The sequence below is a fragment of the Ralstonia nicotianae genome (assembly GCF_018243235.1).
In the GTDB taxonomy this organism is placed as follows: Bacteria; Pseudomonadota; Gammaproteobacteria; order Burkholderiales; family Burkholderiaceae; genus Ralstonia; species Ralstonia nicotianae.
Map to the genome: position 1 here is coordinate 1,307,794 of NZ_CP046675.1, position 13,353 is coordinate 1,321,146.

The window sequence follows — 13,353 nt, forward strand, 5'->3', positions numbered from 1 at the left end:
ACTCAGGTCCGGGCCGTCTCCACCACCCGCAACCAGCCGCGCCCGCCGCGCATATCGTTCACCCGATCGCTCGTCAGCGTGGACAGATGGGCGTTGATGCTGTTGATGACCTCCTGCGCCGCGCGCGGCAGCGGTCGCCCTTCCTTCACCATCACCCGCGCATACTGGTTCTCCGCCAGCGGATGCTTGAGCGGGACGCCGACCAGCAGCCCCGCCGCGACTTCCTTGCGGATCGAGAAATCCGTGATGAACGCCACGCCCCGGGTGTGGCGCGCATAGGCGCGCAGCGCCATCAGGGTGTTGGCATTGAAGTTGGGCGTGAGGTTGAGGTTTTCCGCTTTCGCGATGGTGCGGATCAGCAGGCCGAGACCAAAGGCCGGCGGCATGATGCCGACCGGATAGGCCAGCGCCTGCGCGAGCGGGACCGGATCGTCGCACCGGGCGAGCGGGTGCTCCGGGTGCACCGCCGCGACGATATGGTGGACGGCGCTTGCGCAGAATGCGATGCCGCTGGTCATCGGCGGGTTGTAGGCCAGCCCGATATGCGCCTCGTTGGTCGCGACATCGTTGATGATCTCCGCCGTGGCGCGCATGTTCAGCACGACTTCCACGCCGGGATATTTCTTCATGAAGCCGGCCAATACGTCTTCCATCAGCGTATCGACCAGCCCCTCGCTCAGGGAAATCAGGAGATTGCCCTTCTGCAGGCTCCTGAGCTGGTGCATCTGGTCGAGCAGCTTCTCCTGCGAGGCCTCCATGCCGCGAGCATATTCCAGCAGATACGGCACCGCATCGGTGGGCATCAGCCCGGTCGCCGTCCGGTCGAACAGGCGCCCGCCGATCATGTCTTCCATTTCCGTCAGGTACCGGCTCACCAGGGACCGGCTCATCTCCAGCTGATCCGCGGCCTTGCGCACGGACCGGTGCTCCAGAATCGCATGGAATACCCGCATCTTGGCGCGGGTGATGTCGTACATGGTGATCTCCTTGGTGCGCCCGAATCGTCTTGCGCCGTCCCGTTATAGGCAACTTCCGCTCCGGCGGGATCGGCCGGGCACGGGCTCCATTTCATTTTGTCGATAATCCTCGCGCCAATGATTCGGCTTCGAGCGCGATTTGAAAACCGCGTGTGTGCATTGATGAGGATTACTGCATTAGCGCGTCCACATATTTAGTCCACCCTGTCCACTAAATAGCGGACACCTCCAGTATGCGTTTCGTTTACAGTGCGATCACCTTTCGCATAAAGAGATTCCGCAAGGAGATCCATGGCCGCTAACGCCATTCCAGCGCAGGCGCACTCGGGGGAGCGCAGCACGAGCGTCTACAGCGTCGTGAACCGGCGCATCCTGCCATTCCTGGCGACCTGTTATCTGTTTGCTTATCTCGACCGCATCAACATCGGTTTCGCCAAGCTGCAGATGCAGAATGATCTGGCCCTGAGCGATGCCGCCTACGGTCTCGGCGCCGGGATTTTCTTCTTTGGCTACATGCTGTTTGAAGTGCCGAGCAATCTGCTGCTCGTGAAAATCGGCGCGCGCCGGACGCTGAGCCGCATCCTGATCCTGTGGGGCATCGTGTCGGCGTCCATGCTGTTCGTCACCGACGTGTGGACGTTCTATGCGCTGCGCTTCCTGCTCGGCGTGTTCGAGGCCGGCTTCGCGCCCGGCATGATCTACTACCTGACCCAGTGGTATCCGGGCGAACGGATGGCGCGCGCCATGGCCGTCGTGCTCGGCGCCGCGCCGCTCGGCGGCGTGATCGGGGGGCCGGCATCCACCTGGATCATGGGCCACTTTGCCGGCGCGGGCGGCCTGGCGGGCTGGCAGTGGATGTTCCTGGCCGAGGGCATCCCCTCCATCCTGCTAGGCATCGCGGCCTACGGCTACCTGGTCGACAAGCCGGCCGACGCGCGCTGGCTGACCGATGCGCAGAAAGCCGTCATCGCCGGCGATATCGCGCGCGCCGCCCCGGGGCAGGCTTCGTCCTTCGGCAAGGCGCTCACCGAGCCGAAGCTGTACGTGCTGGCCGCGGCCTACTTCTGCCTGATCTGCGGCGTGTACGCGGTCGGCTTCTGGCTGCCTTCGATCCTCAAATCTGCCGGCCTCTCGGACCTGTTTCAGATCGGCCTCTACTCGGCCATACCGAACCTCGCGATGATCGTGGCCATGTACGCGCTGGGCCGGCGTTCGGACCGCCGCGGCGAGCGCCACCTGCACAGCGCGATCACCGCCGTCCTGGGTGCGGGCCTGCTGGCCTGGGCGGCCTATGCAACCTCCTTCCCCGCAGCGCTGATCAGCATCACGCTGGCTTCGGCGGCGATCTTCGCGTCGTACAGCGTGTTCTGGGCGATCCCCCAACAGCATCTGAAGGGCACGGCGGCCGCCGGCGGCATTGCCCTCATCAATTCGATCGGCCTGTTCGGCGGCTTCTTCAGCCCGACCCTCATCGGGTGGACGAAAGAGGCGACCGGCTCGCTGCAGGCGGGGCTGCTCGTGATGGCCGCATTGCTGGTGCTCGGCGCGGTCCTGCTGGCCACCCAGCGGACACAGCAGCCGCCCGCCCGGTGACGCCATGAAGATCCTGGTGGCCGGCTTTCAGCACGAAACCAATACATTCGCGCCATCACGGGCCACCTACGGCGAGTTCGTCAAAGGAGAAGGCTGGCCGGCGATCAAGCGGGGCGCCGAGGTGCTGTCCCTGCGCCACGCCAATGTGCCGATCGCGGGCTTCCTGGCCGCCATGGAGCCGGCCGGGCACGCGCTGGTGACGGTGCTGTGGGCGGCGGCCAATCCGTCCGGCCCGGTCACGGAAGACGCGTTCGAGCGGATCGCGGGCGAGATCGTCGAGGCGAGCCGCCGGCACGATCCCGATGCCATCTACCTCGATCTGCACGGTGCCATGGTGACCGAGCATTACGACGACGGCGAGGGCGAACTGCTGGCCCGGCTGCGCACCGCCACGCGCGACGGCACACCGATCGTGGCATCGCTCGACCTGCACGCGAACGTGACTGCCCGCATGCAGGCATGCGCCGATGGCCTGGTCGCCTACCGGACCTATCCGCACGTGGACATGGCCGCGACCGGCCGGCGCGCCGCGCAACTGCTGCATGACCTGGTGGCGTCGCAATCGCCGGTGGCCAAGGCGTCGCGACGCCTGCCGTTCCTCATCCCGATCAACGGCATGTGCACGACCGTGGAGCCCGCGCGCGGCTTCTACGCGCGCCTGGGCGAGGCCGAGCGCGGCGGCATCCTGTCGCTGTCGTTCGCGCCGGGGTTTCCCGCCGCGGACTTTCCGGAGTGCGGGCCGATGGTCTGGGGCTACGGCCTGGACGCCGACGCGCTGAACCGCGCCGTCGATGCGCTGTACCAGGACCTGCTCGACAGCGAGCCCCGCTGGGGTACGACGTTCCTGTCCCCCGACGAAGCGGTGCGGGAAGCGATCCGGATGGCGGGGGCGGCCCCGAAACCCGTGGTGATTGCCGATACGCAGGACAACCCGGGCGCCGGCGGCGACGGCAACACCACCGGCATGCTGGCCTCGCTGGTACGGCACAACGCGCAGCAGGCCGCGATCGGTCTGCTCCACGATCCGCAGGCCGCGCGCGCGGCGCACGATGCCGGGCCCGGCGCCTCCATCCGCCTGACGCTCGGCGCCGGCTCGGGCGCCCCCTTCGAAGGAACGTTCATCGTGGAAAACCTGTCGGACGGGCGGTGCATCCTCGACGGCCCGATGATGCGCGGCGTACGGCTCGAGCTCGGGCCATCCGCGTGCCTGCGGATCGACGGCGTGCGCGTTGCGGTGTCCACCGGCCGCGCCCAGATGATGGATCGCAACCAGTACCGCATGGTCGGCATCGAGCCGGAGCGGATGCGGATCCTGGTGAACAAGTCGTCCGTGCACTTCCGCGCCGACTTCGAGCCGATCGCGCAGGCGGTGCTGGTGGCCAAGGCGCCCGGCATCGCGCTCGCGGACCCAGGCGAGCTGCCCTGGACCCGGCTGGCGCCGGGCATGCGGCTGCGGCCGCGTGCAGGGTCCGAGCGGACCGGTCAATAGCGGCGTGCCGTGGCGATAGCGGACAGCATGCAATGGAATCGCGCCAGCGCCGGCCGACGGTCGGCCGGATCACCCGGCGTACGCCTCCAGCCTCGGGGCGCGCTCGCCGGCATGCAGGCGGGTCAGGATGCTCAGGAGGAGATCCAGGCTGCGGCTGGCCGGACGCGCGGTCTCGGTGATCGCGCACATCTTGTTGTCGTACACGGGGCCGTCGGGCAGCGGCACCAGGGCATACCGGTGCGACACCGTATCGGCATAGTGCTCGGGCAGCAAGCCGACGTAGTGCCCCGTGGCCACGAACATCGCCACGGCCTCCAGCCCGGTCGCCTCGGGGCCACGGCTGAAGCCGTGGACGCTCAGCGCATCGTGCACGAACGGCTGCTGGCGATACACCAGGGGCAGGCGGCGGGGCCGGTTGATGTTGTGGCGCGCCGTGTAGACGCGCTGCCGTTCGTTAAACAGACACAGATAATTGAAGCCGCTATCGTGCTTGTACATGCCGCGCACCGCGATCTGCACCCGCCTTTCGCGCAGCGCCAGCGTCAGCTCGGCGAAGGCCATGACCGCCAATTCGACCCGCACGCCCGGCGCCTCCTCGCGCAGCGCGGCAAGCGCCTCGGACATGCGGAAGTCCTCGTGCTGCATGATCTGCTCGGACATGCCGATGGTCAGCGTCCCCGACAGCACGCCGCGCACGGCGTCGATTTCCGGCCCGATGCGCTCCAGCGACTTCAGCGCGTCGCGGGCCAGATCCAGCGCGACCCGGCCCGCCGCGGTCAACTCGAATCCCGACGGGCCGCGCTCGCACAGGCGCACGCCCAGGTGATCCTCGACCTCGCGGATATGGCGACTGATGGAGGCCTTGGACATGTTGAGCTGCTTCTCCGCGGCGGCGAATCCATTGGCCTGGGCCACGGCACAAAAAATCCGCAGGGAGCGCAGATGGCGCTCGGTGAGTTCGGGGCGGAGTCGATGCACGGCAGTGTGCTAAAAGGTGTTGAATTGTGAAACCATACCATCAAAAAAATCATTTTTCATCGATCTTTCTTGGCAATACATTACCTGCACTGCAAGCGGCATCCGCGTTTGTTTCCGGCCGCGACAAATTAAGCAGAATTAAATACTGAAATAAATAAAATATGCAGCCTTACTCCCGCCGCGACTTTTTCCGGCTCGCACTCGGCGCCAGCGCGGCGCTTGCCCTGCCGACCACCGCATTCGCGGAAGGTGGCTCGATTGCCGATATCAAGAAGCGGGGCAAACTGGTCGTGGGCACCGAAGCGGCCTACGAGCCGTACGAATTCGTGGAAAACGGCCAGGTGGTCGGTTTCGGCCGCGACATCCTGGTGATCATGGCGGACAAGCTCGGGGTCAAGCTCGAGCAGATGAACCTGCCGTTCCAGGGGCTGCTGCCGGGCCTGCTGTCGCACAAGTTCGACTTCGTGGCCACCAGCGTGAGCATCACGCCCGAGCGCGCCCGGCGCTTTGCGTTCAGCCAGCCGGTCGGCACGGTGCGCCCGGTACTGATGGTGCGCGCCGACGATGCATCGATCACGCGCGACCTGGATCTCGCCGGCAAGGTGCTTGGCACGCAGATGGGCTCGTCCTCGCAGCCGGCGGCCGAGCAGTTCGAGAAGACCCTCAAAGAGCAGCGCGGCAAGGGCTATGCCGACACCAAGCTGTTCCAGGCCTATCCGGACGCAGCCCTCGCGCTGAGCAACAAGACGGTCGACGTCGCCTTCATCCCGTCGAACGTGGCGGCCATCCAGATGCGCAAGCAGCCGGGCGCCTTCAAGATCGTCGGCGAAGTCGGCCAGCCGCGGCTGCTGGCGTGGGTCGCCAACCCGCAAGACCTGGAAATCCGCAAGTTCATCAACGACACGCTGAACGAGCTGCACGCCAACGGCAAGCTGACGGCGCTGCAGACAAAGTGGTTCGGTGCGCCGATGGATGTCCCGCGCGCCAACTACCTTCCCGACGGCGCCATCTAACGGACGGGGCCGATCCATCATGCTGGCATGGCTGAACCAGGGCGGAGTGCTGACGCTGTTTCTCGAGGGCGCGCTGGCGGGAGCCGCCGTCGCCGTCGGCGCGTCGGCTTGCGCGTTTGCCCTGGGCCTGGTGCTGGGCGTCGCGCTGCTGTGGGCGCGCCTGTCCCGCTACCGGCTCCTGCGCGGCATGGTCATGGCGTGGGTCAGCGCGATCCGCGGCACGCCGGCGCTGATCCATATGCTGCTGGCCTACTACGTCGTGCCGCCGCTGCTGGGCCTGTCCATCTCGCCGCTGGCGGCGGGCATCGGCGCGCTCGCTTGCAATACGAGCGCCTATCTCGTGGAAATCCTGCGCGGCGCGCTGAGCAGCGTTCCGGATGCGCAGCGCGCGGCGGCCCAGGCACTGGGCATGCGCGAGCCGCAAGTCTGGCGCCACGTGCTGCTGCCGCAGGTGTTCTACCGCGCGATCCCGCCGCTGACGAGCGAATTCACCATCCTGCTGAAAGCCTCGTCGCTGATGTCGATCATCGCGGTGCCGGAACTGGCGACGGTGGCGCGTAATGCTTCGCTGCAGAGCGACCTGCCGCTGCAGGTCTTTGCCATGACCGCCGCGGTGTACTTCGTGATCCTGTTCTGCATTTCGGCCGCCGCCAGGGTCTGCGAGCGCCGTGTTTCGTGGATGCTGCCCCATGCCGTTTGATTTCACCGTCGCCGCGCAGGCTGTCCCCGTGCTGCTCCGCGGCCTGAAGGTCACGGCCGTCGTCAGCGCCATCGGGATTCCGCTGGGCGTGCTCGCCGGCACACTCGCGGCCTATGCCTCGCGGCTGCGCTCGCTGGCGCCCGCCTGCCTTGCGCGCAGCTATGTGGCGACGGTCAGGAACGTACCGTACCTGATCCTGGTCTATCTGTCGTTCTTCGGGCTGCCCAAGCTGGGCGTGGCGGCTTCGGCGATGGCGGTCGCGATCGGCTGCACGGCGCTGTACACGGGCGGCTACTTCTGCGAAATCCTGCGCGCCGCGCTGCACAGCGTGCCGCGCGGCCAGTCCGGCGCCGCGCTGTCGCTGGGCATGTCGCGCTGGCAGGTGCAGCGGTACATCGTCGGCCCGCAATTGCTCGGTTTCCTGATCCCGCCCACGACCAGCCTGGTGATCATGATGTTCAAGGATTCAGCGATCTTCTCCGTGATGAGCCTGCCGGAAATGACCTACCAGAGCAATCTGCTGACGGCCAACACCTTTGCGTACACGGAAATCCTGGCGGCCACCGCCGCGATCTACTGGCTGACCAGCGTGCTGCTGGCCGCGGCGGGCCGCTCGCTGGAGCGCCTTGCGCGCCGCCGCTGGCTGTCGCCCCAAACCTGACGCATTCCAAAGCATTCCAAAGAAAAAAAACCTGCCTCGATGAGCACCTATACCACTGCGCCCCGCACCGGTCACCAGACGCTGCTGTATGCGGAGCTGGACACCGACCTGGACAACCTGCAGGCCGACATCGCCGTCCTGGGCATGCCGTTCGGCACGCCGTATTCCGCGGCCGATTTCAGCAACGACCAGACCAATGCGCCCGCCGCGATCCGGCAGGCCACCGACCGGGTCGCGCGCGCGCCCGGGCACTATGATTTCGATATCGACGGCCCGCTGCTGCAGGGCCGCGACGACATCCGCTTCGTCGACTGCGGCGACATCGTCCCCGACCTGGCGCAGCCGCCGGGCGAACACTACGCCCGCGCCGAAGCCGCGGTCCGGCGCCTTGCGAATGCCGGCGCGCTGCCCATCGTCCTGGGCGGCGACCATGGCATCACCACGCCGATCCTGCGCGGCCTCGACCAGAAGGGGCCGATCACGCTGGTGCACATCGATGCGCACCTGGACTGGCGGGATTCGGTCAACGGCGTGAAGGAGGGCCTGTCGAGCCCCATGCGCCGCGCCTCGGAGATGCCACACGTCGCGCGCATCGTGCAGATCGGCCTGCGCGCGCAGGGCAGCGGCCGCCCCGAAGACCTGGCTGCCGCGCGTGCCTACGGCGCCGACCTGATCACCGCCTACGAGCTGCACGACATCGGCATGGACGCGGTGCTGGCGCGCATTCCGGACGGCGGCAACTACTACATCACCATCGACGCGGACGGGCTGGACCCTTCGACCATGCCGGCGGTCGCGGGCCCCGCGCCCGGCGGCCTGACGTTTGCGCAGACGCGCAAGCTGATTCACGGCCTGGTGCGCAAGGGCCGCGTGGTCGGCATGGACATCGTCGAAATCCAGCCGAAGAAGGACATCAACCAGATCTCGTGCATCACGGCCGGTCGCCTGATCCTGAACCTGATCGGCACGACCATCCGCGCGGGCTATTTCGACTGAAGCGGCCATGCTGACTCGTGCGCTTGACCAGTGCCTGACCGCCGCCGAGCCGGTCCACGATATCGCAGCGTTCAAGGCGTGGACGCGCGAATTCGTCCGCCCCGTCGTGGGCCATCGGCACCTGGCGTGCGGCTACGGCCGCACCACCTCGTCAGGGGTGGCGATGGACTACGTGGTGACGGTCGACTATCCGAACGAGCACCTGCTCGCGATCCGCAACACGGCCGGCGGCATCGACACGCCGATCATGCGCCGCTGGCTGGCCACGCGCCGGCCGGTGTACTTCGATGCGGCGGCGCCGTGGGAAGGCACCGATCCGGCATGGCTCGAAAAATTCGTGAAACACGGATTGCGCAACTGTGCAGCCGACGCGATGTTCGACGAGGTCAATTGCGTCGGCACTTATTTCAGCTTTCATGCACTGCCCTCGGTCGAGCAGGGATGCCTGGATGCGATGCTGCGCGACCTGACGCCGGTCTTGCACGGCGCACTGCTGCGCGCGGTCGCCAACGTCGAGAGCGATCTGCAGAAAGCGTCGGAGGCGCTTGCCACCCTGAGCGAGCGGGAGCGCGAAGTCGCCCTGTTGATCGGCCAGGGCAAGAGCAATGCGGAGATCGCCCTGCTCGTCTGCAAATCGGAAAATACGGTGAAGCATTATCTCAGCAGCATCATGGACAAGACCGGATGCGAAAACCGGGTCCGTGTCGCCATGCTGGTATCGCGATTGCAAGCGGCGCCGTTGGGAATCGGCACTAAAGTGCTCTAGCGAATGGATGCTGCAATCAATATTCTGGGTGATTCAGAGGGCCGGCTTCACTGCTGCCGGACGGACGTCACCCAGGGAGACAAGCTACGTGTGACGTGATCTCGTAGAAGAAGCGGCCGACGCCGGTGTTCCAGCACCGGCGCCAGCCTGACCATATCCAAACCCAGAGAGGCCCAAGATGGCTGCGGCCATTATAGCGCTCGGCTGCGCTCGCCGACGCGCGGCAGACACGAGCGCACCAGACCCACGCCCCACTCCCCCACGGACTGTCGTCCACACGATGCCAGGGCTGAGCCCGCCTGTGAGCGGCGCCGCCGAAAGCCGCCTGAGGCGGCGACCGTCCTCGGGCCGTCGGGCGCATGCATCCCATCGGCTTTCGGCGCACCGCGGCGCACGCGCCGCCGACATCCATCAAGACAACGTGCAAGGCCGGCGCGCGCGCCGGCCACGCGGCACGCGCACGTCCAACAACATCATGCAATGGGGAGTCTGTCCATGAAACGCGAAGCGAATGCCGAGGCCTGCGAAGGTCACGGATATCGAACCACGAGCCGAAGCATAGGCGACAAGCGAGCCGGTCCGCACGGCGGCGGTGCCTTCCACCCGACCGGGACCTCCTCGTTCGCCTTTGCCGGCAGGAAACCGGAACGCGTCGCCTCGGGCGGCTACCCGGGCTACCAGGCGCCGCGCGGACACATGGCGCAGAACTATGCCTTCGGTGTCCTGTTCGTAATCCTGAGCGGGATCATGGCCATCGCCATGATCGTCAAGAAACATCCGGAGGGTGCCGAGCGCGCCATCAGCTGCGCGGTGGCTCTGCTGGCCGATTGGCGGACATGGGCAGTCGTGACGGCGGGTGCTGCCCTGGCGGCCGTGGTCTGCGTATTGCTGCCGGCACGGCGCTAGCCCGCGGGCAAAGCCGGACGGCAGATGGAGCCGCCCCTGCCGTCATCGAGTCCGAGGCACCATCACAATCACCCCCATGACCCAACCCGTTCCGATCACCGCCTGCCTGGTGCCGAGGGGAAGGGACGCCAGCCGCCCGCGGCCCCGGCGTCCGATACGGGCCATGCTGGCCCACGCCCGACGACGCAAGCACAAGCGCTGGCGACACTGAAGCGGCGCGGCGGAACGCGCTCCGCCGGCCCAGGCATCCGCATCGCCGATGCGGACCACCGCTGCCTCGGCGCAGGAAGGTGCCCTTCGAGGATGCGCGGCGCGTAATGGTCGGCACGAACGTGCCAGCGCGCCCGAAGATCGTGATGGGCCTACCGCCCCATCAAAAAAAAGGGAGGAGCGGGATACCCCGGCTCCTCCGTCAACACCCTAAGCGAGATCCAACCGTAAAACATGCCTGCCGCAGCGAAGCACGCTCACGCGCGACATCGCGACGGCAGGCGGCACATCATCAGTCCTGCAGCTTCGCGGCCAGCGATTCCACGCGGGCCGGATCGGCCTTGACGGCCTGGGCCAGCGCGCGGCCGTAGCCGGCATCCGCCTTCTGGAAGTACGACAGCATGGTGTACTTCACGCCGTCATCCTTCACCTGCCCCAGGTCGCCGGCCAGGTTGCTGACCAGGTTGGCCTGCTCCTTGGCCGTCAGCGAACGGTAATAGTCGCCGGCCTGCTTGAAGTTCTGCGTGCGGGCGATGCGCTGCTGCTGGGTGGTGCCCGAGACCGGCAGCTGGCTGTACTTGACCGTTGCCGCATCGCTCAGATCGGCGTGGGCGCTGGGCTGGTAGTTGACGCTGCCCTTGCGCGCGCCGGCATTCAGGTCGCCGTCCTGGTTGTAGTTGGCGGCAGACGTGCGCGGGCGGTTCACCGGCAGTTGCAGACCGTTGGTACCCACGCGATAAAGCTGCGTGTCGGCATACGAGAAGATGCGGCCCTGCAGCAGACGGTCTTCCGAGGGCTCGATGCCCGGCACCAGGTTGGACGGCGCCAGCGCGGCCTGTTCGGTTTCCTGGAAGACGTTCTCCGGGTTCTTGTTCAGCGTCATCGTGCCGACCTTCACTTCCGGCACGTCCGGCCAGACCTTGGTGGCGTCCAGCGGATCGAAGTCGAACTTGGCGAGCTGCTCCGGCTTCAGGATCTGGATGTACAGGTCCCACTTCGGATAGTTGCCCTTGTCGATGTTAGCGATCAGGTCACGCGTCATGTGGTTGAAGTCCTTGCCCTGGATGGCCTCGACTTCCTTGGCGCTCAGGCCCTTCTGGCCCTGCAGGCTCTTCCAGTGGAACTTGACGTAGTGCACCTCGCCCTTCGCATTGACGAACTTGTAGGCGTGCACGCTGTTGCCGTCCATCTCGCGGTAGCTGGTGGGCGTGCCATAGTCGGTGTACACCCGCGTCAGCATGTGCGTGGACTCGGGCTGGTGCGAGAAGAAGTCGAAGAAGCGGTTCGGGTCCTGCACGTTGCTGTCGGGCGACGGCTTGAGCGAGTGGACCATGTCCGGGAACTTCATCGCGTCGCGGATGAAGAACACCGGCAGGTTGTTGCCGACCAGGTCCCAGTTGCCTTCGCGGGTGTAGAACTTGGTGGCGAAGCCGCGCGGATCGCGCAGCGTCTCCGGCGAATGGCCGCTGTGGATCACGCTGGAGAAGCGCACGAACACCGGCGTCTCTTCGCCGGGCGTGAAGACCTTGGCGCGGGTCAGGTCGGAGATGTCCTTGGAGGCGACGAACACGCCGTGCGCGCCGGTGCCGCGCGCGTGGACGACGCGCTCGGGAATGCGCTCGCGATCAAAGCGCTGCAGCTTCTGGATGAGCTGCACGTCTTGCAGCAGGACCGGGCCGTTGGGGCCGGCCGTCTGCGAATTCTGGTTGTCGCCGACCGGCGCGCCGTTGTCGCGGGTCAGCGTGACCGCGCCCGCGTGGAAGGCGGTCAGTGCGGCCAGCGCCAGTAGGGACACACGCAGGGAACGGGAGGGGAAAGACATGACGGGAGTCTCCTGTGGGGATGAGTCGTTACCTTAGTGACCCTGCCGTCCGGGTGGAATTTGATTATTTAAATCCCCTCGATAGGCTATTTAAATCATCGACAGCAAATCTGTTTTAAAGCTTATCTATTTGAGTATTGTTGATTTTGATTTCCAAAATAAACATGGCATGTGCGTCGCCGCGCGCAGCAAGGGCTTGAAAGCGTCGGTCCCGACCGCGGCGGCGCGGCATTGGCGCTTCGCAAATGGCGATGATCTTTCCGATGGAGCGCCCTGCATCACCGACTCGCCTGCTACAAGGAATGCACTTCGACCGATCACTCACCACGCACCATCATGCCCCCATCGATCCGCGGCCTGGGCACCAGCGCCCTCCTGCAGCATTCCCCTGGAGACGCTGCTGCCGGCGAAACGTCACCGTCTTCAAACACGGTTCGCGCAAGAACGGCGTCTGCAGCATTTGACCGGCTGCAGCGGCGTCCCTCCCTGGAACGCACCGCATCGCAAACGCCGGATACCGCAGACATCGCGCACGCCGCAGCCGCGGCAATTCCTTATGTCCGGTCCTTGTTGCCATTGAAATCCGATAACAAGGACTATGGGGAAGACGACGCGCGCATTCCGCCGTCGAAACTTGCCCGGTACCACGAAGACGCAAGGGACAACCGCACGATCCTTCTCAACAAGATCCAGTGCGAAATCTATGCATTGGAAGCCACGTGGAGACAATCAAGGCAAGCGCCGGATTTTGGCGCGCTGGCACGCATCATTACCTCGAAGGGGGCCAGCGCTGCGGGCAATTGCTATGAGCAGGCAGTCCTGGCTTACGACTTTCTGCGCATGCGCTTGACGGACGCGAACCTCCCGATCGATATCGTCAGCCTGGAACGCCCCGGCGACCACAATTTCGTGGCGATCGGCCAGTCCACCGATGGCAACGGTCAGTATCCGAAGCAGTTCAGCGACTGGCATCCGGACGCGTTCATCGTCGACCCCTGGACCAGGATCGCCTGCCGTGCTGCGGACTATCCGCGGCAATGGAGCGAAAAAATGGAGAAATGGGCAGCCCGGGGGCTTCGGGTGGACGACGCGTCCCCGCTTGACTCGAGCTTGCTCGATGCCTTGCGCGACAACAACAAGATATCAAGGCGGAAAGCATTCCCGGTGTAGGGATTCCACCACCCTCAAGGTGCGCGCGGATGGCCCGGCAGGCCCACCCGCCATGGCGAGCCCTCTCGCGAT

General features: G+C 65.9%; 12 protein-coding genes. 9 read left to right on the forward strand and 3 right to left on the reverse strand.

Annotated elements, in window-relative coordinates:
* Window positions 1-2 precede the first annotated feature (2 nt).
* Window positions 3-977, reverse strand: a complete 975-nt coding sequence (locus GO999_RS21775) for a LysR family transcriptional regulator (protein ID WP_011004817.1) — start codon at window positions 975-977, stop codon at window positions 3-5.
* Window positions 978-1,268: 291 nt separating this feature from the next.
* Between GO999_RS21775 and GO999_RS21780 the strand changes: the two genes are divergently transcribed.
* Both GO999_RS21780 and GO999_RS21785 read left to right on the forward strand, forming a co-directional pair.
* Window positions 1,269-2,570, forward strand: a complete 1,302-nt coding sequence (locus GO999_RS21780) for an MFS transporter (RefSeq protein ID WP_016725043.1) — start codon at window positions 1,269-1,271, stop codon at window positions 2,568-2,570.
* Window positions 2,571-2,574: 4 nt separating this feature from the next.
* Complete coding sequence (locus GO999_RS21785) at window positions 2,575-4,059, forward strand: M81 family metallopeptidase (protein WP_211906857.1); 1,485 nt, start codon at window positions 2,575-2,577, stop codon at window positions 4,057-4,059.
* A 69-nt stretch (window positions 4,060-4,128) separates the two neighbouring features.
* Here the strand turns inward: GO999_RS21785 and GO999_RS21790 are convergent, their stop codons facing one another.
* On the reverse strand, window positions 4,129-5,037 hold the full coding sequence (locus GO999_RS21790) for a LysR family transcriptional regulator (RefSeq protein ID WP_011004820.1): 909 nt from the start codon (window positions 5,035-5,037) through the stop codon (window positions 4,129-4,131).
* 161 nt (window positions 5,038-5,198) lie between these two features.
* Here GO999_RS21790 and GO999_RS21795 point away from each other — a divergent pair, with 161 nt between their 5' ends.
* The 6 genes from GO999_RS21795 (at window position 5,199) to GO999_RS21820 (ending at window position 10,079) form a co-directional block, all read left to right on the forward strand.
* Window positions 5,199-6,050 (forward strand): transporter substrate-binding domain-containing protein, encoded by an 852-nt coding sequence (locus GO999_RS21795; protein ID WP_028854685.1) that lies wholly within the window; start codon window positions 5,199-5,201, stop codon window positions 6,048-6,050.
* A 19-nt stretch (window positions 6,051-6,069) separates the two neighbouring features.
* Window positions 6,070-6,750 carry an amino acid ABC transporter permease gene (locus GO999_RS21800; protein ID WP_011004822.1) on the forward strand — a complete coding sequence of 227 codons (681 nt, stop codon included), beginning with the start codon at window positions 6,070-6,072 and terminating at the stop codon, window positions 6,748-6,750.
* Entirely contained in the window at window positions 6,740-7,411 is a 672-nt protein-coding gene (locus tag GO999_RS21805) for an amino acid ABC transporter permease (RefSeq protein ID WP_211906858.1), read from the forward strand. The genes GO999_RS21800 and GO999_RS21805 overlap by 11 nt, the downstream gene beginning before the upstream one ends.
* A 39-nt stretch (window positions 7,412-7,450) precedes the next feature.
* Complete coding sequence (locus tag GO999_RS21810) at window positions 7,451-8,407, forward strand: agmatinase (RefSeq protein WP_011004824.1); 957 nt, start codon at window positions 7,451-7,453, stop codon at window positions 8,405-8,407.
* Window positions 8,408-8,414: 7 nt separating this feature from the next.
* Window positions 8,415-9,173, forward strand: a complete 759-nt coding sequence (locus GO999_RS21815) for a helix-turn-helix transcriptional regulator (RefSeq protein WP_019719835.1) — start codon at window positions 8,415-8,417, stop codon at window positions 9,171-9,173.
* Window positions 9,174-9,668: 495 nt separating this feature from the next.
* Window positions 9,669-10,079: a hypothetical protein gene (locus GO999_RS21820; protein ID WP_016725040.1), complete on the forward strand. Its 411-nt coding sequence runs from the start codon at window positions 9,669-9,671 to the stop codon at window positions 10,077-10,079.
* Between the two features lie 502 nt (window positions 10,080-10,581).
* Here the strand turns inward: GO999_RS21820 and GO999_RS21825 are convergent.
* The gene (locus GO999_RS21825) at window positions 10,582-12,111 is read right to left on the reverse strand and encodes a temperature dependent virulence factor catalase KatE (RefSeq protein ID WP_020371809.1); all 1,530 of its coding nucleotides are present in this window, start codon (window positions 12,109-12,111) and stop codon (window positions 10,582-10,584) included.
* A 336-nt stretch (window positions 12,112-12,447) separates the two neighbouring features.
* Between GO999_RS21825 and GO999_RS21830 the strand changes: the two genes are divergently transcribed.
* A complete protein-coding gene (locus tag GO999_RS21830; protein ID WP_223259745.1) occupies window positions 12,448-13,281 on the forward strand; it encodes a type III effector protein in 834 nt (277 codons plus the stop codon).
* Window positions 13,282-13,353: the final 72 nt, after the last annotated feature.